Source organism: Paenibacillus sp. UNC496MF (assembly GCF_900113915.1).
Lineage (GTDB): Bacteria > Bacillota > Bacilli > Paenibacillales > Paenibacillaceae > Paenibacillus_Z > Paenibacillus_Z artemisiicola.
The window spans coordinates 82301-104657 of the sequence record NZ_FORE01000004.1; the positions used below are offsets into that span (position 1 = coordinate 82301).

Genomic DNA, 22357 nt, shown 5'->3' on the forward strand with positions numbered 1-22357 from the left:
AGAGTTTTCATTGTTTTTTATACAAGATTGGGAAGTCTTAACTGGATCTTAACATCGCCCATACATCCGCTTAATAATCTCGTTCTATGATGCTAGAGAAAAGAGATTAGGAGGCGTACACATGAAATCCGCGATTGGATGGAAGACTTCGGTAATCGGTATTACGGCAGCGGCGCTCGTCGTGACGAGCTTCGTCGCGGCGCAAAGCAAGAATGAAGTATCCGCTGCATCGAAACAAGCGAAGAACGTCATTCTCTTTGTCGGCGACGGCATGGGCACGGCGCAGCGCGACGCGATTCGCCTGGCTACGGTCGGCGAGAAGGGTCAACTGGCCATGGACGCGATGCCTTACGTCGGCTTGATTCATACGGGCTCCACGGTTCCGGTCACGGACTCCGCGGCTTCCGCTACGGCTTACGCCAGCGGCGTGAAAACGTACAATGGCGCCATCGGCATGGACGCCAACAAAAAAAGCGTAAAAACGATTTTTGAATATGCAAAAGGGTTGGGCAAATCCACGGGTCTCGTCACGACGAGCCAAATCACGGACGCTACGCCCGCCGCGTTCGCTTCCCACGTCGAAGACCGGGCGAAGCAAAGCGACATCGCGCTCCAATACCTGACGAAAACCAAAGTCGACGTTCTGCTCGGCGGCGGCGAAGATTTCTGGTTCCCGGCGGGTCAAGCCGGCGCGTTCAAGGACGAGCCCGCCGAAGATCCGTCCGAGAAGAGCAAAGGCACGCAGGGCAACCTCGTCGACAAGGCGAAGTCGCTCGGCTACGCGTACGTCAAAACGAAGGCCGACATGCAGAAAGCAAAAGGCGGCAAGCTGCTCGGCCTGTTCGCGAACGAAGAAATGTTCCAACAGCGTCCGGAAGGCGAAGGCGATCTCTACAATCCGATCGTTCCGCTGCCGGACATGACGAAAAAAGCGCTTGACACGCTGTCCGCGAACAAAAAAGGCTTCTTCCTGATGGTCGAAGAAGAAGCGACGGACGAAATGGCGCACAACAACAACGCGAAGCTGACGATCAAGGCCGGCCAAGAGCTGGACAAATCGGTTCAAATCGCGAAAAACTTCGCAAAATCGCATCCGGACACGCTGGTTCTCGTCCTCGCCGACCACGAAACGGGCGGCTTCTCGATCGAGGAAGTCGACGCGAACGACGAGTCGGGCGACGCGATTTCCAAAGAAGACGGTCCGTTCCAGATCGCGAAATCGAAGAAAAACTTCGTCGTCGACTGGACGACGTCCGGCCACACGGCCGTCGACGTGCCGGTAACGGTCATGGGCACGGGCGCCGAGCTGTTCTCGGGCGTTTACGAGAACACGGGCATCTTCACGCGCCTTGCGCAAGCGATGGGCGTCAAGCTGCCGAAGTAAGCCACGACAACGCGAAAAGCTGCCTCCGCATGCGGAGGCAGCTTTTTTGTATTGAATGTTCATACTATTCTGTGTATATTAATACATAAAAAATCCGTGATAGGGGGCTTGGCTTATGGCCGTTTCCATCGAAGAATTAACCATGAACGCATGGCCCGCGCAGCAGACGGTCGTGCACGGCGGCTGGCTGTTGCGCTTGGCGGAAGGCTACACCAAACGCGCGAATTCCGTTCATCCGTTCTATGCGGGCGACGAATCGGAAGCGGCGCTGAAGCGGAAAATCGAAGCCTGCGAAGCCTTCTACTGCCGCGCCGGGCAGGATACGATCTTCAAGCTGACGCCTTTCGCCCCGGCTGGACTCGACCGGCTGCTAGAATCGCGCGGGTACGTGCTGGAATCGCCGTCCCGTGTTATGCTGTTAACGGACTTTGCGAACCTTCGCAAGCCGCCCTATCGGCGGTCCGAAATCACGATCGAATGCGAGGACCGGCTCTCCTACTCCTGGCTCGACCACATGTGCGCCTTCAGCGGCATTCCCTCCTGTCACGAAGGCGCCGCCGCGCGGATCATGCACGCCATCACGATGAAAACGGGCTTTTTTACGCTATGCGTCGACCGCGAACCCGCCGCGTGCGGCCTCGGGGTCCTGGAAGGCGAATATGTCGGCTTGTACGATATCGCGACCGCGACGGCCTTCCGCGGCCGGGGGCTCGGCGAGCGCTTGATCCGCCGCATGCTGCAGTGGGCGGCGGGAAGCGGTGCTACGCGGAGCTATCTCCAAGTCGCGCAGAGCAACGGAGCGGCGAACCGGCTCTACGCGCGGCTGTCGTTCGAGGAGCTGTATCCGTACTGGTATCGGATCAAGAAGCGCCCGAATGGCTGATTATCATCTTATAGGAAGAAAGGGGCGCCCGCTTATGACGATCCGGCTTCGCGGTCATCATTTGTTATGCCTGCTCGGCTTCCGAGGCATGGGTTACTCGGCGGCGTATGCCGCCAATATGGCGCGCGTCTACAACCGCCTGAAGGACGAACCCCACACGCCGGTGACGATCGTCGCCGGCCCCGACGAGCTGTGCGCCTGCTTTCCCGCGGATGAAGAACCGCATTGCGAGAACGCGTCCGTCGCCCGGCTCGATCGCGACGCGCTCGCCAAGCTGGACTTGCGCTTCGGCCTGACGCTGCCGTGGTCGGCCGTGATCGCACGGGTGCGCGCCGGCGTGGAACCGGAGGACATCGGCACGCTCTGCCGCACCTGCCAGTGGCGGTCCTACGGCGTCTGCGAAGCCGGCGTGCGCACGATCAAGGAAGGCGGCCGGCTGCCGCCGCTTCCGGAGTGATCTGGCTTCGCCGCCCGCGGAACCGCCTGACCGGCCGGACGACGCAGCGCCGCCAAGGCAACGGCCCCGAACGCCGCCGGCGAACTTCGCGTATGCTAATCAGGTCTGGCCCCGCAAGGCGGCAGGGCCTGATTTTTTGCCGTGGCGTGAACGGGCGGGCATTTGATTTTCCATGGGCGAGAATGGTAAGATTCCTCTACGAGAAATGCGCCGGGCAGAAGGAGATGAGGAGAGACTTCTTGGAAAATCGTGCATCGGTCGTCGCGATGTGGGTCTCGCTGCTCAGCAACGTGTTGTTGACGGGCATCAAGCTGATCGTCGGCATTTTGTTCGGCAGCCAGGTCCTCGTCGCGGACGGCATCCATAACGCGGGCGACATCATCGCCACCGCGACCGCGTACAGCTCCATGCGGGTATCCGGCAAACCGCCGGACGAAGACCATCCGTACGGGCACGGCAAAGCGGAGGTGCTGGGCGCCGGCATCGTCGCGTTCATCCTCGTGCTCGCGGCGCTGTACATGGGCTACCACGCCGTGCTGGCCTTCTTCCATCCGCCGGGCAAAGCGCACGTAATCGCGCTCTTCGCGGCCATCGTCTCGCTCGTCGTGAAGCAGGTCTTGTACCTCTATACGAAGCGGGTCGGCCAGTCGATCAACAGCAAGGCGCTCATGGCGACGGCGTACGACCACTTGGCGGACGTGTACGCGTCGCTGGCGGCGTCCGTTGGGATCTTCCTCGCATGGATCGGCGAGCGCGCGGACATCGCTTGGCTCAGCTACGGGGACCCCGCGGCGGGCGTGATCGTCTCGTTCCTCGTGCTGCGGCTCGGCATCGAGATGTCGCGCGAAACCGTCGACGTGTTGATGGACAAAAGCCTCAGCCCCGACAAGATCGAAGACATTCTCGAGCATCTGCGCGAGGTGAAGGAAGTGAAGCGGATCGACCGGCTCCGGGCGCGGGAGCACGGGCATTACGTGCTGGTGGACGCGCGGGTGGCCGTGCTCGGAACGCTGACCATCCAAGAGGGGCACGACATCATCCGCAAGATCAAGAAGAAGGTGCAGGACGCGCATCCCGAGGTGGACGAAGTGCTCGTGCATCTGAATCCGTGGTACGAGAACGAATAGCGGCGACCGGCCGGCATGGGCAACCATGCCGGCCTTTGCATGCCCGAAGCTGGGCCTTTGGTCGCAAAAACGCATCCGCTGCAACCTTTTTCGGAATCCTGCCGTCAAGGGGCATGTAAGATCTTACAACCCCACTACGCGACGATTTGGAAGGAGCAGAAGATTATGAACAAGAAGAAAGTCATTATCGCGGCAACGCTCGTCGGCCTGATGGGCTCGGCGGTCGCTGCGGAAGCGTCTAGTTTTTTCCAAAAGGTCAACGGTTTCGTACGCAGCGACATCAAGGTCATCGTCGACGGCGAGAAAACGTCCATGAAACCGGTCTTCATTAACGGCCAAGCCTATCTGCCGGCGAAGAGCGAAGCGGACGCGCTCGGATACGACGTCAAGTATAGCGCGAAAGACAGAAGCCTGACGCTGACGTCCCGCGATCAAGGCAACGAAGGCGGCAACGGCGGCGAGGAGGCACAATTAATGATGCTGTCCGGCGTCGTGCAAAGCGCGACTCCGCTCGACAACGGCGCGTACCGTCTGGACGTCGTCGGCCGCGGCACGAACAGCTGGGTGCTGCTCACCGTCGACAAGGACACGAAGCTGACGGACGCGAACGGCAAGCATGTCAACGCCAAGGACCTGAAAGCCGGCACGGAAATCGTCGCCGAATACGGTCCGGTCATGACGATGAGCTTCCCGGGACAATCCCACGCGGTGAAAGTCACCGTCGGCAGCCAGCGCCTCGTCAAGGAAGACGTCGTCACGAACGTCAAGCATACGGATGACGGCTGGCAGGTGACGATCGGCCAAGCGAAGGACGGCAACGGCCTGTCGCAAGTCGTGCTGAACGCCGGCAAAGAGACGAAGCTCATGAACGCCCAAGGCTCGTCGATCGAATGGGAAAGCCTGAAGCCGGGCACGAAAGTCGTCGCGTACTACGGTCCGGAAATGACGAAGAGCCTGCCGCCGATCAGCCCGGTATACTACCTCGTGGCGCTGACCGACAAGCCGGCCCAAGACACGCTGGCTCCGGCCGAAGTAAGCGAATTCCGCGCGCTCGCGTGGAGCAAGCTGCCCGACGGCCAAGCGTCCCACGTGAAGACGAAGAAGGACGAAGCGGCCGTCGAGGTCGTGAACGCGTCCGAGTCCGGCGTGCTGGCGACGACCGACGACGCGAAGAAGCTGCTGCAAGCCGTGAAGGACAAAGGCGGCAAACTGGTCACGGTCACGTACGAAACCGACCAAGACCAACTGCTCGGACCGCTGACGGTCGTATTCGACCTGGAAAGCAAAACGTTCATCGGCTACAACGCGCGCCGATAAGCATCGCGAACGTCAAAAAAGAACGCCTCCGGCATGAATGCCGGAGGCGTTTTTTTTTGCATGGACGAGAGCGGCGGATCCGGCGGTCGATTGTTAGCTTCCGCGCGATTCGGCGGCTATGCCATGGTAGCTTCAGCTTCGCGCCGCGGCATGCAGGCGCCAAGCGGAGCCGCTTCATCCGCCGAGCCGCGCGGCGTTCATCCCCCGTGCAGCGCGCGGTATTCGGACGGACTCTGCCCCGTCTCCTTGCGGAAAAACTTCGCGAAATGGTTCGTTTCCTTGAAACCGGTCTGATCCGCGACGTCCTTGATGCTAAGCGACGTGGTCGACAGCAGGATCTTCGCCTTGTCCGCCCGCCGCCGGCTGATGTACTTGAGCGGCGGAACGCCGAACTGTTTTTTGAAATACGCGATGAAATAGTTGGGATGCAGGTGGGCGGCCTTCGCCAAGTCCTCGACCCGCAGCCCGCTTTCCATGTGCGTGTCGATGTACGATTGAATGAATTGTATCCGCTTCAGGTCCTCCGAGCGGTGCTGCAGAATCGCGATCGGCACGTGCTCGAGGTAGCGCGAGATGATCTCGAGCAGCACCGACTTCTCGCGCAGCCGCGCCACCACGGAGGCGTTGCCGTACGAGCCGACGAGCAGCTTGAACAGCGCCGTCATTTCCTCGCGGTCGGCCACGGGAATCGCGAGCGGCACGCCGATCCATTGGAACAGGTCGAACGGACCGATCGAGGCCGTGAAATGGCACCAGTATTTCAAGTAGGGGGGACGGTTCTTCAGCGTCGCGTAGGACTGGTTGACGTAGGCGGGCAGCAGGCACAGGTCGCCCTGGACCGGCCGCAGCTCCGTATCGCCGGACTTGACCCAGCCTTCCCCTTCGAGAATGTAGTAGAGTTTGTTGTATTCGGGCACGAAGTCGTAATCCTGCCACTCGTGGGTCACCTGCGTCCGGTAGGCGACCTGCAGGTCGATTTGCAGCGAATGCAGCAGATCGGTCAAGGCGCCGTGCTCGCGTTTCATGTTCATGCTCATGCGGGAATCTCCTCACTGAGGCCCGAACGGCGTCGTTCGGAAGCGTATGGATTCATCATAGACGATTTGGGCGGCCGTGAAAACGGATACCTTAACTTTGGCACCTTCATTCTTAGCCCTAGCCATTTGAATGCGCTCGGCCGGATCCTATAATGGGGAGGAAAAGAGAACCGAGGAGGACGATGGGCCATGACGCAGCGCCAGCCGCTTTTGCTGACCGACGAACAAATGAAATCGTTTATCGTGAACGGATTTTTGATTTTGAAGACGGATTTTCCGAAGGAATTCCATGAACGGCTCGTCGGGCAGCTGAACGAGATCTACGATAAGGAAGGCAACCCGGGCAACAATATTTTGCCGCGGATCCGCGACCTGCAGCGGGTGTTCGAGCATCCCGTCGTGACCGGCGCGCTGACGAGCGTGCTGGGGCAGAACTACCTGCTCCATACGCACCGTCACGGCCACTACAACGCCGTGCCGAAGCCGGGCGCGTGGCATAAAGACAGCTACTGGGGCTACGATCGGCTCCGCAACCATCACCCGTGGTGGGCGATGATCATGTACTTCCCGCAGGACACGCCGCAGGAGCTCGGACCTACGGGCGTTCTGCCGGGCACGCAGTACGAGGACGGCCGCAACTTCGCGTCGGACGAGATGGATGAGGAAGCGACGGCGAAAGGGGAAGCGGGCACGTTCGCGCTCATCCACTACGACATCTGGCATCGTTCCACGCCGAACCTGCTCGGCAACCCGCGCTTCATGCTGAAGTTCGAATTCATGCGGACGCAGGCGCCGACGGCCCCGTCCTGGGATAACCGGACGGCGGATTTCGCTCAGGTGGCCGGCGGCGAGCCCTTCGCTCACCGCGAGATCGCCGAGGACGTCTGGAACTGGTTGTCCGGCCGCACGGCGTCCCGCGCGGGCACGAAGCCGGGCGACGCGGCATCGGTCGAAGCGCTGGCGGCGCGGCTGAAGGAATCGAAGGAGCCGGACGCTCTCGCGGCGTCGTACGACCTGGCGGCAAGCGGTCCGGCCGGCATCGAAGCGCTGTTGGCCGCGCTGAGCGGCGGTTACAAGAAGCGCGCGCGCATCGCGTCGTACGGCTTGTCGACGGCCGGCGCCGACGCCGTGCCGGGACTGACGGCGCTGCTCGGCAGCGAGGACGAGACGGCCGTGAATAACGCCGTCTTCGCGCTCTCCGAGCTGCGCGGCTTCGCCGACGGAGCCGTGCCGCGCGTCGCGGCGCTGCTGGATCATCCGGCCGCGGAGGTACGGCGCACGGCCGTGGAGGCGCTCGGCATCATGAGCGCCGACGCGGGGGCCGTCGTTCCGGCGCTGGTCAAGGCGCTGTCGGACGCGGACACGCAGGTGCGCTTCACGGCGGGCTTGTCGCTCGTGCGCGTCGGTCCCGGCGCCGCGGATGCCGTGCCGGCGCTGGCGGGCGTGCTCGAGGACGGGAACCGCTACGTGCGCGGCCACGCGCTGGAAGCGCTGCGCGCGATCGGCACGCCGGAAGCGCACGAGGTGCTGATGCACGAGCTCTTCAATACGCGCTGGTGCTCCGACACGACGCCGGCGAGCACGTTCTAAAACGAGTCGGCCGGACCGGGTCCGGCCGCGAACGCGCAAAGAGGCGATGCTTATGCATCGCCTCTTTGTTTTGCGCGCCAATTGAGGGCGCCTAGCCGCGCCAGCCTAACCGCCGCGGCGGCTTACCCGAGCTCCGCCATCGTCGGCATGCCGTCCTGCGCGCCGAACACGGTCACGGAACGGGACGCGGCCTTGACGGCCAGCGGCAGCGTGTCCTCGAGAGGCCAGCGGGCGGCGAGGCCGTAACAGAGCGCCGCGTTGAACGCGTCGCCCGCGCCGGTCGTATCGACGACATCCACGATCGGCGCCGGGACCGTGACGGGCTCGCCGCCGTCCGGCGCGAGGCAGGAGATTCCGTGCTTGCCGCGCGTCACGATCAGCGTCTGGCGGGGATGGCGGTCGCGCCACGCACGCATCCGGGCGAACAGCTCGTCCTCGTTCGCGGCGGGGCTGCCGCAGTAGTAATCGAATTCCGTTTCGTTGGGCGTAAAATAGTCGCCGAGCGCGATCTGCTCGTCCGTCAAGGCGGCCGCCGGCGCGGGATTGATGATCGTGCGGACGCCGGCCTCGCGAGCGATCCGCAGGGCCGTTTCCACCGCGGGCAGCGGAATTTCGAGCTGCACGATCAGCGCGTCCGCGCCGGCGATGACCGCCCGGCGCGCCTCGATCATGTCCGGCGTGCAGCGTCCGTTCGCGCCGGGCACGATCACGATGCAGTTGTCGCCCTCGGTATGGAGAATCGTGGCGGTGCCGGTCGCGGCGTCTTTCAATTCGGCGATCGCCGCCGTATCGACGCCGAAACCGCTCATCCGCGCCAGGATTTGCGCGCCGAACGCGTCGCCGCCGACGGCGCCGACCATGCCGACGTCCGCCCCGAGACGCGCGCAGCCGACCGCCTGGTTCGCGCCTTTCCCGCCGGAAATATAGTGAATGCTGTCCCCTTGGAGCGTTTCGCCCATCCGGGGCATGCGCTCCATCGTGAGGACCAAGTCCATGTTCAAGCTGCCGACAACGGCGATTTTCGGCTTCCGCGCCATCCGAATCATCCTTTGGCTTTGAATTTCGGCACCGGGTAGCGTCTGGTACCGTTTGCAAATGATCTACCGCGACTATAGCACGGTCCGAAAACGACCGTCAATTCCGGCGCGAACCGTTACCCGGACGGCAATAAAAAAAAGCCCGGGCGGCGCCCGAGCGTTTGATTACAACCGATTGCGTGTGTAGGAGATGAAGCATTAGGCTCCGAAATCGGAGTATGGATGGTCGGGACGACACGATTCGAACATGCGACCTCCTGGACCCGAACCAGGCGCTCTACCAAGCTGAGCTACGTCCCGTTAAGTAGAGAAATCGATAAGCACAAGAGGAATATTATCATAATCTTCAAAAAGGATGCAAGTCCTTTTTTTCGGCCCGTTTCGCATACCAGAACCGGAATCCCGGCTTCGGAGCGGCAGGACGTTCCGAAGGCGCAGGGCGGTATCGCGGGTTGTCCCACCGCAGCCGCATATCGGCATCGACGGCGAAGCCGAACTTGCCGTAAAAGTGCCGCAGCCGCTCCGCGTGGTCCCGATGCTCGGCCTGCTGCAGCCGGCCTTCGATGCGGGCGACGTTCCCGCGTTCCGCGAGCGCCAGCAGCTGCTTCATCATCAGCGAGCCGTAGCCGCGGTTGATCTTGTCGCCAAGGATGCGGATATACTGCAGGCTCCACGCGTTGCCGGTCCCGCCTGCCGGCGTTACGTGCATGACCGGATCGTTGAGATGGCGCTTCGTGGCAATACCGCTCGCGTAGACGATGCGCGCATGGATGTCGAGGCGGTCGGGCGGCGAGTACAGAATGACCGTGTCTCCGGTCCGCGACGCGGCGACGTCGTGCACGGCGCACCGGTCGGCGCGGAGCAGCTCGAGCTGGCGCTTGACGATGGCGTCTTCCATCGGAGTCCCTCCTTAAATCGCGGCATGGCGGCCGCCGTTTGTACAGCTTATTACCACCGCCGGCCGCTCATGACGCCCGCCCGTCGCGAAATGCGCATTATAAGCGCCGCCTTCGCTTCGGGTCACAGGCGGAGGTTGGCTGCCTCACGGACTGCATCGTTGCCCTACCTTTATAAATAGAGGCGCGGCGTGCGAACGGTCGCTAGCGAACATGCGGCGTCGTGGTATATATGGGCCGCGGAGCGAAGAATCTATACACGTTATGGAAGCCGCTCGGCGACATCCGGCTTGGCGAAACGGCGGCGCTGCCGGGCGGCAGACGGGTACGAAGCACTACCGCGGTTTTCCGGCCGCCGCTGCTCTTAGGCATGGCTCGAATCCGGCTTGCCGCCCGGGCTCCGGGACGCATGAGGGGCTTTTCGGGGCGGATTCGCCGCGAAAGGCTCTTTTCTTGGTTCGGTTTTGTATGGTAAATTAAGGGTAACCAATGGCAAGGAGGGAGAGACTTGCCCGCGACGGAGGCCTGAAACTCCTTCGCGGCGTTTCCCGCGGATGGGACCGCATGCCCATCCCGACCATTCGCGCGTCGGCCCGCCATCAAGGCAGGCAACGGCGTCCCCGGCGTCTTGGGAGCGGGAGCCGGAAGGGTTCGAGGAAGTCCCGTCTTCGCGATTTATTTTTGAAACGCATTCTCTCCCGCGGCCGTAATAGGTAACATAAACGCTGACGAACAGCATACCCAAGGAGGAAAAAGAACCATGTCTGTATTCAAACGCCTGCGCGACCTTACGTTGTCCAACGTGTACGCCCTGATCGAGAAAGCCGAAGATCCGATCAAGCTGACGGACCAATATATCCGCGACATGCAGGAGGACCTCGAGGACGCCGAGAAGGCGGTCGCCGCGCAAATCGCGATCGAGAAACGGTTCAAGCAATTGTACGAGGAGCAGGACGCGCTCGTGGAGAAGCGCTCGGAGCAAGCGCACACGGCGGCCTCCATGCAGAACGTCGAGCTCGCGCGCCGCGCGCTGGAAGAGAAGAAAGCCGCCGAGCAGAAGCGCGACGAATACAAGATCAGCTACGATTCGAACAAAGCGTCCGCGGACAATCTTCGCGCGAAGCTGAGCGAGATGCGCGACCAGCTGACGGAAATGAAAAACAAACGGGAAACGCTGGTGGCCCGTTACAAAGCCGCGAAAGCGCAAGCCGACATCAACAAGTCGATGGCGGGCTTCAGCTCCGACTCGGCAACGTCCGGCCTGAAGCGGATGGAAGAGAAAATGCTGCAAGCCGAAGCGCAAGCCGAAGCAAGCAACGAAATGAACAGCAAAGCCAAATCGCTCGACGACGAGTTCGAGTCGCTCGGCCGGAACAAAGCCGTCGACGACGAACTGGCGGCGCTCATGAAGCAATACGAGAAAAAAGAATAAGCTCGTAGTATACTACAAGTAAGTACCGCAGCAGCCAGCTCATGGAAAGAACGTCTGCCGGCATGGACCGCAAGCTTTGCGCGCTTCCATGCGCGAGGACGTTTTTTCTTTGGTCTTGCGGCCGCTGCGGCAAAATAGACGATGGAGGCTCTTGACGAATGACACTTGACCAGATGCTCGGCATTCTCGTATGGACCGGAGCCGGCGCGGTGCTGCTGATCGTGCTGATGGCGATCGACTCGCTGTTTACCCGGTACAAGGACTTGGAAGAAATCAAGAACGGCAACGTGGCGGTTACGACCCGCTTCATCATGAAGCTGATCGCGCAGGCCTTTATTCTCTCGCGCTCCATCGCGACGTCGGACGACCTCTGGGAAGCGCTGGTCGTGTCGGCCATCTCGTTCGTGATTCTGCTGCTCATCGAGAGCCTCGTCGAGTTCGCGCTCCGGGCGATGGCGGGACTGGACTTGACCGAAGGAACGCGGAAGAACCAGATCGCCTCGGCGCTGTTTACGGGTTCGCTGCATTTGGCCGGCGCCCTGATCATCGGAGCCTGCCTGTAATCAAGAAATCGTAAGGAGCGATCGCCATGGGCATTTTCTCACGTATCAAAAACATTATCGCGAAGCCTGAACCGCCCCGCGCGGAGAAGAGCATGCTGACGATCGGACCGGGCGACGTCTGCGAGGTGTCGCTCGTGACCTACGAGGTCATCGGCCGCTTGCAGAACCGCCAGCGCAACCTTATCGTACTGACGCTGCGCGACGGCTCGTCCATCCGCTACTTGACGATCGAGGAACGCGAACGGACCGTCTACGCGCTGTACGAACCGATCGACGGCCGGCTCGATTCCGTGGAGGAAGTTCCGACGGAGCTTGAATTGGACGACCGGACCTACCACCTTGAAGAACAATATTCCGGCTTCGTCGCCGCCGTCGGCAAGACGCCGTTCGTCCAGGGCGGCGAGCAGTACGTGTGGCAGTACCAGTCCGACGACCAGAAGCTGCTCCGCATCGAATGGCAGGACGGGCGGTTCATGCTGTACGAAGGCGATAGCGTGCTTCCCGCCGATGTCCGCGTGCTCCGCGGGACCTAGGAGAGGATGAGGAGGATGCGCAGCAAAGGCTCTTATTTACTCAAATTCCTGCTGGTCTTCACGCTCGTCTTCCCGCTGCTCGCCGCCTGCGGCGTCAATCAGAAGATCGAGGAGCAGTACCCGCTCGAATCGGTGAACGGCAGCGGCGCCAGCACGTCGTACGTCTATCGCGCGGCCGGGGTCAGCGTGCCGGAGGTCGCGAAGGCGCTCGTCGATCAGCAGAAGCCGCAGCAGGAATCGGCCGAGGCGAAGGATCATATGTTCCTCGTCTACAACGACCGGATCATCCATCTGCAGCAGGATACGGAGAAGCCGGAAGACACGCTGATCGAAGTCGACTCGCAGGAATACGTCCGGCAGAACTACAGCTCGAGCTTCCTGGAAGGTTATCTGCTGGCGAGCTTCCTGGGCAACCTGTTCGACAACGGACGCTACGGCCACGGCTCGTACCGCGGCTACGACGACCGGGGGACGTACAAGCCGACCGGCGGCAGCTACCACGCGCCGACGGCGCAGGAGAAGAAGGCCGTCCCGCCGATGACCGTCACGCGCACGGGCTCGATCTTCAAGCGGTCGAAGAACGCCGATACGACGAGTCCGTCCGGCGCCGGCAGCGTGACGAGCAATCCGTCCAAAGGCAAGATCACGCGCGATACCGACGGCGGCAAGAAGTCGGGCAGCTGGCTGACGCCGCGCAAGTCGTCCAAGCCGAAGACGCGGGTCGGCTTCGGCCGGGTCAGCCGAAGGCGATGACGCTGCGAGCCGAGTTCAAGACGAGGCTGCTTATAGGAAAGCATTCGGATAAGCCGGGCGAAATGAGACCGCGAACCGGTCGCGCAAGGGCAAAGAACGGTATAGCAATTGCGCGAAACGGCCATGAAACGGCATATAAACGGTTTAGAAATGGCATTGAATTGGCACAGAGTTGGCAAAAGTACGGTAAAGAACGGCGAAGAACGGATGAACGAGCCCGGCGGGCTCGTTCATCCGTTCTTTTTTGTTGGCCTGAAGCTCTTCCGGCGGAAGTCCTCATACGGTATGATAGGTAGGTTATGGTCGACGAGGGTACAAGCATGGAAGGGGAAACGAAATGAAACGTTTGCTGTCGCCGCTGAATACGGTCGTGCTTACGCAGTTTTTGAGCGCATTCGCGGATAATTTGAATTTCTTTCTGATCGTGGGCATGGTGAAGCGCCAAGGGGCGGCGAATCCGGACATCGCGGTCAACTATATCCAGATCGCGTTCTTGGCCGCATACATCGTCCTCGCGCCGATCGTCGGCGCGTTCGCGGACAAGAAGGCGAAATCGAACGTGCTGCTGCTCGGCAACGCGCTGAAGGCCGCGGGTATCGCCATGCTGCTGTTCGGCCTGCCGCCGGCGCTCTGCTATGTCTTCGTCGGCATCGGGGCGGTCGTGTATTCGCCGGGCAAATACGGGATCTTGACGGAGCTGACGACAACGGAGAGCGAGCTGCTGCGGGCGAACGCGAAGGTGGAGGGCTCCACGATTCTGGCAATTCTGCTCGGCACGGTCGCGGGCGGCTTCCTGGCGCAGAATTCCGACTTGCCTGCCGTTGTCGCCTGCCTTGCCGTGTATGTGCTGTCGCTGCTGATGACGTTCCTCATTCCGGCCAAGCCCGGGAACGCAGACCTGCGCTACGGGAAGGAAGCGATGCAGTTCCTCCGCGACTTCGGCACCATGTTCCGTAATCCGCGGGCGCGGTTCTCGCTCATCGGCACCGGTTCCTTTTGGCTGACGGCCGCCGTGCTGCGCATTGCCTTGATCGCGTGGCTGCCGCTGAACCTCGGCATTACGGACACGGACCGGCAATCCATGATGATCGGCATCACGGCGATCGGCGTCGTCGCGAGCGCGTTTCTGACGCCGAAGCTGGTGCCCGCGGGCAAGCTGCATCGCGCCTTCTTCTACGGGCTGTTCATGGTGGCGGCGGTCATGCTGGCCACGATGACCTACGTCCTTTGGCTGACCGTCGCGCTGCTCTTCCTGATCGGCGTGTTCGGCGGCATCTTTGTGATTCCGCTCAACACGATGCTGCAGGAGGAGGGCAAGACGACGATCGGCTCCGGCAAAACGATCGCGGTGCAAAATTTCAGCGAAAACGTGCTGACCGTCACCGGGCTGCTTATCTACCTGACCTTGAGCCAGATGCACGTCTCCGTCAATGGCTCCGTCATCGGCATCGGCCTGGTGCTGCTGGCGTTCATTCTGTTTCTCGCGACGCAGCTTCGCGCCATCGCGGGGACGAAGCGGCAGAGCCAAGCGGGCCGCAGCGGGCAGACGTCGAAGCAGGGCTGACGGCGAGCGGATTGTTGCGTTATTATTAATAGAAGAAACACGTTGCCGCGGAGGCGGGAGAGGGAACGGCGGCCGGTCCATCGGTCGAGTCACGATTGCCTCTAGGTTGAAGCGTGGAGCAATGAACGGATGCTTGCCGAATGCGAAGAAAATATAAATTTTTACTAAAAATTACCTTAACGATCCTTTCGCTTTTGACGTCCTTTCGGGCGCGGCGAAAGGGTTTTTTTGCTAGATTAACTTTTTTTAAGCATCCTAGCTGTTTCGTTCGGGCGCTCGCGAGGGTAAAATGATTGCCGGATACCAAACTGGGTATGGAGGGCAATCATTGATGCTGGTCAACACGTTTCGAAGGCTGAAATGGATGCTGCGGCACGGCAAGGGCGGGCGTCCGCTGCGCGAGCTTCCATGGATCAAAGGGAAATTGTACGTCAATCAAGGCGGAACGCTGCGCGTGGGCAACCGGGTCCGGTTCGTCGGCAAGCCTTGGGCGTCGCAGCTGACCGTCGAGAAAGGGGCGGTGCTGGAGATCGGCGACCGCACGTTCATCAACGCCGGCGTCGGGATCGCCTCCCGCAACCGGGTGACGATCGGGCGCGACGTGAAGATCGGGCCGCGCACGAGCATTCTGGACAGCACGTACCATCAGCTGGACGCGAGCGATTCCCCGGGCGGGAGCAAGCCGGTCGTGATCGGCGACAACGTCTGGATCGGCACGCGCTGCACGATTCTTCCGGGCGTTACGATCGGCGATAATGCGGTCGTGGCCGCCGGCAGTCTCGTCAACAAGGACGTGCCGCGCAACGCGCTCGTCGCCGGGACGCCGGCCCGCGTCATCCGCGAACTCGATATTCCGGCAGGATGGATTCGGGAGTAGCGCGAACGCGGATGCCGTAATCCGTTCGGAGCGACGCGATCGGACGCTTGACCGGGCGAATAACCGAACGTTCGGGCCTCTCATAAATCTCATGGCGACCCCGTTTCGTCGCGCGAAAGGACCATGGGCGATACCCCAACCTGAGTAGCTTCTGGTATTTTTAGGTTGTTTTACTAAACAATAGAAGGAAAATGGTTGGTTGCGGTGGCTTGTTTATCCGGAAAATGTGTCTAAGTTGTGAATGGAAAAGACTGCCGGCGGCGACGGACGTGGTCCGAAGCCGAAAAATGCCCGCGAGAAACCGGGATCCGCCTGGGTAGAGAGGCCCGTGGTCCTGCCACATTCCGTCGCAACGAAAAAGGGATGTTCTGAAACGCTTTCAATTCTTACAGATTTCTTTCAGATCCGGCTTTTCGAGCGTTTTTCGCTTCGGCTCCGGAAACGGTTCGAAGCCGGCGAAAAAAGAAACCGGTCGACAAAATCTCCGAATGCGAATTGAGACCAAGGTCACTGTTAAAGCGCGGACGACCAAGGATTAAATTCAGTACTCCTGATGTATGTCCATGTCCATTTCTTCGCGGTATGTTGGGAATATAGAGCGCTGTCCGATTTTGAGGATAAATGCCGAAAACATTAAGAGTTTCTCATACTTCCCGCAGAACGTCAGGTCGTTTGCGGAACGGATCAGGTCAACTGTCGCGCTGATCGCATAACCGGCTATTGTGTTGAACGAGGGCAAGAAAGGTGATGATAGCGATGGCAATTCAGATCGAATCAAAACGGCTTCTTATCGAGGAACGCAACCGGATCGCCGAAGAGCTTCACGACCGCGTTTCCCAGCATTTGTTCGGCATCATTTACGCGATTCATTCGATGACGTGCGGCTGGAAAGACCTGACGGATCAACAAAAACTGGAACAGATGAAGGAAATTCAGCAGGCGGCTTCGACGGCTTCCGGCGAGCTGCGCGCGACGATTCACAGCTTGAGCTCGTCCAAGGGCGGGAACGACTCCTGGATCGGCCTCGTCCGTTCGCATCTGGCCAACCAGGCGAAGCTGAGCGGCGTCAATATCGCGTTCAGCGCCGCGCAGACGGTCGGCCAGCTGGCCCTGAACCTGCAGAAGGCGCTGTACCGCATCATTCTGGAAGGCGTGGGCAACGCGATTCGCCACGGCGCCAGCCAGTGCGTCAACATCGAACTCACCGTCAAGCAGGGCGCCGTCCGGCTGACGATCGAAGACGACGGAAGGGGCTTCGACGTCCGGGCGAAGACGGTCAAGACCGGCTCGGGCTCCGGCTTCGGACTGTCCAATATGCGCGCGCTCGCCGTATCGCTCGGGGGCACCTTTGATATCGAAAGCAAGATAGGAAGCGGAACGCGGATCCTGATCTGGCTGCCGCTCGCCGATATTGCCGGCGTAAGCGAAGGCACTACTCAAACTACGAAAAGCGGGTGATAGCATGCGGGTCGTTATCGTTGACGATCATCCATTGGTCCGCAAAGGACTGATTGCCGTACTTGAAAGCGAAAAAGAAGTCGAAGTCGTGGGCGTATCGGAGTCCGTCGAGGACGCCATGACGCTCATCGCGCAAACGGAGCCCGATCTCGCCATCGTCGATATTCGGCTCGGAGACCGGACCGGATTCGAATTGGTCGAGCATTTCGGCGACATGCCGTGCCGGTTCATCATGCTGACCTCGTCCGCGGCGGAGTTCGACGTCCGCAGGGCCGAGGAGAGCGGCGCGCTCGGCTACGTACTGAAGGATTCCATGCCCGAGGAACTGCTGCTCGCGATCAAAATGGTCGACAGGGGCCGCAAGTATTTCGATCAAGGCTTGATGGAAGTGTTGATTCGGAAGGAAGCGGACGATCCGCTCGAGAAGCTGACGCCGAAGGAGCGGGAAGTGCTGATCGCGCTCGGCGAAGGGTTGTCGAACGGCGCCATGGCGAAAAAATTGACGATCAGCGAGTTCACGGTGAAGAAGCACGTCAGCCGGATCTTTCAGAAACTAAACTTGAACGACCGCACGCAGGCCGCGCTGTACGCGCAGTCGCGGGGCATGACGGCCTATTCGCCGCCGGACGACCGGAAGGAAGAAAATCTGGATCCGACTGGTACGAAAGTGTAACAAGGGATGGCTAATTGGCGGTAGGGTGAACTACGACGGGAGTAGATTTAAAATCATCCTGCCGCGTAATAGTCTTGTAAGGCTTTGTCGCTATAGAATGAAAATAGCGCAAATGACTTGCAGAAATTTGATGAAATTACGGGCGCCAATGCGAAAAACGACCAACTGAACTGTCATCATAAGTCAGAATATTCAGAAAAAATTTACATTTCGTTCGTACTACGCGAACGAAATCGGTATGGAGGATGCATCTTGGAACTGCTGCGATATTGGCGTTTTATTAAGAAAAGGCTGTGGCTGATCGCCCTGATCGTCATCGTCAGCTGCACCGCCGTCGGCTATTACACGAACCACTTCCTGCAGCCTCAGTATCAAGCTACCGCCCAGCTGATCGTAAGCGGCCAACTGACGGATCCGAAAGCGGACGCCACGAACGTCGACATCGGCGCCATCAACTCCAACATCGCGCTGATCAAGACGTACAAAGCGATCGTCCGCACGCCCCGCATCATGTCGAAGGTCGCCGAGCGGTTTCCCGATCTGCATGCCAGCGCGGACGAGCTGATCGCTAGGGTATCCGTCGGCTCCGTCAGCGACACGCAGGTCATGACGATTTCCGCGACGGACACGAACTACACGCGGGCCGCCAAAATGGCGAACGCGGTCTCGACGGTGTTCCAGCAGGAAGTCAAAACGCTGATGAAGCTCGACAACGTGTCGATCCTGAACCCGGCCGACACGACGAAGCATCCGGGCCCGCTCTCCCCGCACCCGACGACGAACATCATGGTCGCGTTCATCGTTTCGGTGCTCATCGGCATCGGCATCGCCTTCGTGCTCGACCAGCTCGACAACACGGTGAAGACCGAGGAAGACGTCGCGGAGCTGCTCGGCGTGACCGCGCTGGCGGCGATTCCGAAGGCGAAGCGCCATAACCTGGCCGACCGCCGGCCGAAGGCGCAGATTACGAATTTGGCAGGAGGGAAAGAAAATGTCTCGTTCGACGCTTAACCGCAGCCTGATCGTCGAAACGCATCCGGGCTCCGCGATTTCCGAAGCGTTCCGCGGCCTGCGGACGAACCTGGAATTCTCGGGCGGCGGCGAAGAATACCGAACCGTCTCGGTCACGTCCTCCCTGCGCGGCGAAGGAAAAAGCACGACCGCGGCCAACTTGGCCGTGACGTACGCCAAGGCGAACCGCCGCGTGCTGGTCGTCGACGCGGATCTGCGCAAGCCGGCGCTGCACGAGCTGTTTGGCTTGCCGAACCGGCTCGGGCTCAGCAACGCGCTGATGAAGCACGGCAAGCTGGACGAAGTGATCCAGCGCACGAACGTGCCGAATCTCAGCGCGGTGACGGCCGGGCCGATCCCGCCGAATCCGTCGGAAATGCTCGATTCGGACGCCTTCTCGGCTTTGCTGCAGGCGGCGAAGGAGCAATTCGACATCGTCATCGTCGACACGCCGCCGGTAACCGATCTCTCGGACGGGCTGGTCGTGGCGAGCCGCTGCGACGGCGTCGTCCTGGTCATGAAGGCGGGCAGAGTGAAGAACGAAACGGCGCTGAAAGCGAAAGCGGCGCTCGACTACGGCAAAGCCAAGATCATCGGCGCGGTTCTGACGAACGTCAATCGATAACCGGAGGGGCGCGCCGCCCGGCCGGCTGTCAGGAAATGTCTCCTGTTCCTTTATCATCGGAGGCACTCGGTCATGCTGTGGGTCAACCGACCTTAGACGTTCATCGTCAAGGGTATGACGTGAGGACGGGTTGAATGCCCGGTGCTCTATGATCGATCTAAAAGTACGAGCTATGTTTACTCGTCACAAGAGAAAACATAGCTCGTGTTTTTAGCACCATGATAGACAAAACACATAGAACACATAGAAAAAAAACGGATAGGGTGAGACATATGAAAAAAGTGAGAAAAGCGATTATCCCAGCGGCCGGACTCGGCACACGGTTCCTGCCCGCAACCAAAGCAATGCCGAAGGAGATGCTGCCGATCGTCGACAAGCCGACCATCCAGTACATCGTGGAAGAGGCCATCGCGTCCGGCATCGAGGACATTATCGTCGTCACGGGCAAAGGGAAACGGGCTATCGAAGATCACTTTGACATTGCCTTCGAGCTCGAACAGTCGCTGCTGGAAAAAGGAAAACTGGACATCTTGAAGAAGGTTCAGCAATCCTCGAACGTGGAGCTCCACTATATCCGTCAGAAAGAAGCGAAAGGACTGGGACATGCCGTATGGTGCGCGCGGAACTTCATCGGCGACGAGCCGTTTGCGGTATTGCTCGGCGACGACATCGTGCAGTCCGACATACCTTGCACGAGGCAGCTTATCGAGCAATACGAGCAAACGGGAAAATCGGTCATCGGCGTCCAGACGGTCGGGCCGGAACAGACGGACCGCTACGGGATCGTGGATCCGCTGGAGAAATTCGAACGGCTTTACAAGGTGAACCGCTTCGTGGAGAAGCCGCCGAAGGGACAAGAGCCGTCGAACCTGGCGATCATGGGCCGGTACGTATTGACCCCTGAAATCTTCGAGTACCTGGGCAGGCACGAGACCGGATCGGGCGGCGAGATTCAGCTGACCGACGCCATTCAGAAGTTGAACGAAGACATGGGCGTGTACGCGTACGATTTCGAAGGCATCCGCTACGACGTCGGCGAGAAGCTCGGCTTCATCAAGACGACGATCGAGTTCGCGCTGCGCAACAGCGAGCTCCGTTATACCCTCATCGAAGAATTGGAGGGAATACTCGAACGCGAGAAAGTGAGTGAACAACATGGCCCAACGGTATGACCGCGAGGCGGTCGTGACCGATTCCGATTCGTTCCGGCTTGCGCTGACGAAGGAGAGCGATCTGTCCTACCTCGTGGTCAAGCGCGTCATCGACATTGCGGGCGCGCTGTTCGGCCTCGTGTTCTTCCTGCCGCTCTTTCTGCTCGTCGCCCTCTGCATCAAGCTGGAGGATCCGAAGGGTTCGGTGTTCTTCTACCAGACCCGGATCGGCAAGGACGAGAAGCCCTTCCGCATGTTCAAGTTCCGTTCCATGGTCTCGAACGCGGAGGAGCGGCTGAAGGAACTGCTCGCCAAGAACGAAATTCAGGGCGCGATGTTCAAGATGAAGGACGACCCGCGCATCACGAAGGTCGGCAAATTCATCCGCAAAACGAGCATCGACGAGCTGCCGCAGCTGATCAACGTGCTGCGCGGCGACATGTCGCTCGTCGGACCGCGGCCGCCGCTGAAGCGCGAAGTCGCGGAGTACACGGAATACGACAAGCTGCGTTTGACCGTGACGGGCGGCTGCACCGGCCTCTGGCAGGTGAGCGGCCGCAACGACCTCAGCTTCGAGCAGATGGTCGAGCTGGACCTGAAGTATATCCAAAACCGCAGCATCGCGGGGGATATGAAGATCATATTCAAGACATTCAAGCTCCTCGTCGGGGCGAAGGACGCTTTTTAAACGAATGGGACGGGAGTTATCATGAAGAAAATCATGTTTATTACGAACCGGCTGCCATTCCCGAACACGGACGGACGCAAAAACATGCTGCTGCAGTACATCCGTCAGATGAAGGAGCTTCATCCGGGCAGCGAGCTCGTGAATCTGTCGTTCGTGGACGACGTGAAGTACTTGAAGGACCGGCCGGAAGAGATCGACGAGCTCGTCTGCATCGAGCTGCCGGGCTTGCCCGAGAAGCTGTTCAATATCGCGGTGTACTCGCTGCTGCTGCGCAAATGGCCGCTTCAAGTGTCCGTCTACTATTCCCGCAAGACGCACCGCAAGGTCAAGGAGATCGTGAAGGCCCAGAAGCCGGAGGTTATCCTGTACGACATGGTGCGGGTCGCGGAATACGCGACGCATAGCGGCGGGCAGCACGTCATGAGCTACGACGACCTGCTGTCGCTGCGGTATAAGCGGCAGCTGGAATGGTTCCAGTACATTCCGTCGATCTTCGGCGGCTTCGCGAACAAGCTGCCGGGCAGCATGAAGAAGCTCGCGGACATGAAGTTCGTGCAGAAATGGCTGATCGAGTTCGAGAGCCGGTTGTTGGACAAGTACGAGAAGAAGGTGGCGCCGCGCTTCGATCATCTCGTCTTCACGTCGCCGGTCGAAGCGGAGAACTTCCGGAAGACGACCCGCCACGAATCGTGCTACGGCATTCCGATGAAGTTCGAGCCGGACCATGCGCGGGGCAAGGGACCGCGGCGGTACGACCGCAACAAGCTGGTGTTCGTCGGGAAGATGGACATCCCGCATAACAGTTCCGCCGTCGTGTACTTCTGCGAACGGGTATGGCCGAGCATCAAGCGGCAGGCGCCGGACACGACGTTCTACATCGTCGGGAAAAATCCGACCCCGCAGGTGCTGCGGCTCCAGGAGGCGTATCCGGGCGTCGTCGTGACCGGGGAAGTGGACGACGTGAAGCGGGTCGTCGGCGACTCGGCGCTCATGATCGCGCCGATGCTGTTCGGGACGGGCATCAAGACGAAGATCGTCGAGGCCATGTCCTGGGGCGTGCCGGTCGTTACGAACCACATCGGCATCGAAGGGATCAACGCGAGTCACGGCGAGGACCTGTTCGTCTGCGATTCGGACGACGACATCGTGCGCAACGTGCTGCTGCTGCTGAACAACGACGAGCTGAACGAGAAGGTATCGCGCAATTCGGTGCGTTACGTGGCCAGCAACTTCAGCAGTTCCGCGACGCGCAAAAACATGGAGCTGATCTTATCGTAACGCCGTATATTGCCAGCAGAGCG

Annotated in this window: 22 protein-coding genes and 1 tRNA gene; 19 read left to right on the top strand and 4 right to left on the bottom strand. The window is 60.3% G+C overall.

The window, feature by feature from the left end; genetic code table 11:
* The first annotated feature begins 121 nt into the window (after window positions 1-121).
* The 5 genes from BMZ79_RS00390 (at window position 122) to BMZ79_RS00410 (ending at window position 5168) form a co-directional block, all read left to right on the top strand.
* On the top strand, window positions 122-1384 hold the full coding sequence (locus BMZ79_RS00390; RefSeq protein ID WP_090635614.1) for an alkaline phosphatase: 1263 nt from the start codon (window positions 122-124) through the stop codon (window positions 1382-1384).
* Between the two features lie 115 nt (window positions 1385-1499).
* On the top strand, window positions 1500-2267 hold the full coding sequence (locus BMZ79_RS00395) for a GNAT family N-acetyltransferase (RefSeq protein WP_090635615.1): 768 nt from the start codon (window positions 1500-1502) through the stop codon (window positions 2265-2267).
* 34 nt (window positions 2268-2301) lie between these two features.
* On the top strand, window positions 2302-2724 hold the full coding sequence (locus tag BMZ79_RS00400; protein ID WP_090635616.1) for a DUF1284 domain-containing protein: 423 nt from the start codon (window positions 2302-2304) through the stop codon (window positions 2722-2724).
* Between the two features lie 224 nt (window positions 2725-2948).
* On the top strand, window positions 2949-3851 hold the full coding sequence (locus BMZ79_RS00405; RefSeq protein ID WP_090635620.1) for a cation diffusion facilitator family transporter: 903 nt from the start codon (window positions 2949-2951) through the stop codon (window positions 3849-3851).
* A 165-nt stretch (window positions 3852-4016) separates the two neighbouring features.
* Window positions 4017-5168 (top strand): hypothetical protein, encoded by a 1152-nt coding sequence (locus BMZ79_RS00410; protein ID WP_090635621.1) that lies wholly within the window; start codon window positions 4017-4019, stop codon window positions 5166-5168.
* Window positions 5169-5365: 197 nt separating this feature from the next.
* Here BMZ79_RS00410 and BMZ79_RS00415 read toward each other — a convergent pair whose 3' ends face one another.
* The gene (locus BMZ79_RS00415) at window positions 5366-6205 is read right to left on the bottom strand and encodes an AraC family transcriptional regulator (protein WP_256252487.1); all 840 of its coding nucleotides are present in this window, start codon (window positions 6203-6205) and stop codon (window positions 5366-5368) included.
* Between the two features lie 189 nt (window positions 6206-6394).
* Here BMZ79_RS00415 and BMZ79_RS00420 point away from each other — a divergent pair, with 189 nt between their 5' ends.
* Window positions 6395-7795, top strand: coding sequence for a HEAT repeat domain-containing protein (locus BMZ79_RS00420; RefSeq protein ID WP_090635622.1), 1401 nt, complete (start codon window positions 6395-6397; stop codon window positions 7793-7795).
* 122 nt (window positions 7796-7917) lie between these two features.
* On the opposite strand, the gene BMZ79_RS00425 is transcribed toward BMZ79_RS00420, so the two are convergent.
* The 3 genes from BMZ79_RS00425 to BMZ79_RS00435 form a co-directional block, all read right to left on the bottom strand.
* Window positions 7918-8841 carry a ribokinase gene (locus BMZ79_RS00425; protein ID WP_256252488.1) on the bottom strand — a complete coding sequence of 308 codons (924 nt, stop codon included), beginning with the start codon at window positions 8839-8841 and terminating at the stop codon, window positions 7918-7920.
* 214 nt (window positions 8842-9055) lie between these two features.
* Window positions 9056-9132: transfer RNA gene (locus BMZ79_RS00430), tRNA-Pro, on the bottom strand.
* A gap of 46 nt (window positions 9133-9178) precedes the next feature.
* The gene (locus BMZ79_RS00435; RefSeq protein WP_090635624.1) at window positions 9179-9730 is read right to left on the bottom strand and encodes a GNAT family protein; all 552 of its coding nucleotides are present in this window, start codon (window positions 9728-9730) and stop codon (window positions 9179-9181) included.
* Between the two features lie 758 nt (window positions 9731-10488).
* Between BMZ79_RS00435 and BMZ79_RS00440 the strand changes: the two genes are divergently transcribed.
* The 13 genes from BMZ79_RS00440 (at window position 10489) to BMZ79_RS00500 (ending at window position 22334) form a co-directional block, all read left to right on the top strand.
* Window positions 10489-11160 carry a PspA/IM30 family protein gene (locus tag BMZ79_RS00440; protein ID WP_090635626.1) on the top strand — a complete coding sequence of 224 codons (672 nt, stop codon included), beginning with the start codon at window positions 10489-10491 and terminating at the stop codon, window positions 11158-11160.
* Between the two features lie 158 nt (window positions 11161-11318).
* On the top strand, window positions 11319-11723 hold the full coding sequence (locus BMZ79_RS00445) for a DUF350 domain-containing protein (protein WP_090635628.1): 405 nt from the start codon (window positions 11319-11321) through the stop codon (window positions 11721-11723).
* A 26-nt stretch (window positions 11724-11749) separates the two neighbouring features.
* Window positions 11750-12256, top strand: a complete 507-nt coding sequence (locus BMZ79_RS00450) for a DUF4178 domain-containing protein (protein WP_090635629.1) — start codon at window positions 11750-11752, stop codon at window positions 12254-12256.
* A 15-nt stretch (window positions 12257-12271) separates the two neighbouring features.
* Window positions 12272-13009 carry a DUF4247 domain-containing protein gene (locus BMZ79_RS00455; RefSeq protein WP_090635635.1) on the top strand — a complete coding sequence of 246 codons (738 nt, stop codon included), beginning with the start codon at window positions 12272-12274 and terminating at the stop codon, window positions 13007-13009.
* A 337-nt stretch (window positions 13010-13346) separates the two neighbouring features.
* Window positions 13347-14573: a lysophospholipid transporter LplT gene (lplT, locus tag BMZ79_RS00460; protein ID WP_090635637.1), complete on the top strand. Its 1227-nt coding sequence runs from the start codon at window positions 13347-13349 to the stop codon at window positions 14571-14573.
* A 331-nt stretch (window positions 14574-14904) separates the two neighbouring features.
* Window positions 14905-15450 (top strand): acyltransferase, encoded by a 546-nt coding sequence (locus tag BMZ79_RS00465; RefSeq protein ID WP_090635639.1) that lies wholly within the window; start codon window positions 14905-14907, stop codon window positions 15448-15450.
* 756 nt (window positions 15451-16206) lie between these two features.
* Window positions 16207-16908 carry a sensor histidine kinase gene (locus tag BMZ79_RS00470; protein ID WP_177221933.1) on the top strand — a complete coding sequence of 234 codons (702 nt, stop codon included), beginning with the start codon at window positions 16207-16209 and terminating at the stop codon, window positions 16906-16908.
* A gap of 4 nt (window positions 16909-16912) precedes the next feature.
* A complete protein-coding gene (locus BMZ79_RS00475; protein WP_090635649.1) occupies window positions 16913-17581 on the top strand; it encodes a response regulator in 669 nt (222 codons plus the stop codon).
* Window positions 17582-17833: 252 nt separating this feature from the next.
* A complete protein-coding gene (locus tag BMZ79_RS00480; protein WP_177221935.1) occupies window positions 17834-18592 on the top strand; it encodes a YveK family protein in 759 nt (252 codons plus the stop codon).
* Window positions 18573-19217 carry a CpsD/CapB family tyrosine-protein kinase gene (locus tag BMZ79_RS00485; protein ID WP_090635653.1) on the top strand — a complete coding sequence of 215 codons (645 nt, stop codon included), beginning with the start codon at window positions 18573-18575 and terminating at the stop codon, window positions 19215-19217. The genes BMZ79_RS00480 and BMZ79_RS00485 overlap by 20 nt, the downstream gene beginning before the upstream one ends.
* A 272-nt stretch (window positions 19218-19489) precedes the next feature.
* Entirely contained in the window at window positions 19490-20389 is a 900-nt protein-coding gene (gene galU, locus BMZ79_RS00490) for a UTP--glucose-1-phosphate uridylyltransferase GalU (RefSeq protein ID WP_090635654.1), read from the top strand.
* Window positions 20373-21056 (top strand): sugar transferase, encoded by a 684-nt coding sequence (locus BMZ79_RS00495; protein WP_090635656.1) that lies wholly within the window; start codon window positions 20373-20375, stop codon window positions 21054-21056. Before galU ends, BMZ79_RS00495 begins: the two co-directional genes overlap by 17 nt.
* 21 nt (window positions 21057-21077) lie before the next feature.
* Window positions 21078-22334 carry a glycosyltransferase gene (locus BMZ79_RS00500; protein WP_090635657.1) on the top strand — a complete coding sequence of 419 codons (1257 nt, stop codon included), beginning with the start codon at window positions 21078-21080 and terminating at the stop codon, window positions 22332-22334.
* Window positions 22335-22357: the final 23 nt, after the last annotated feature.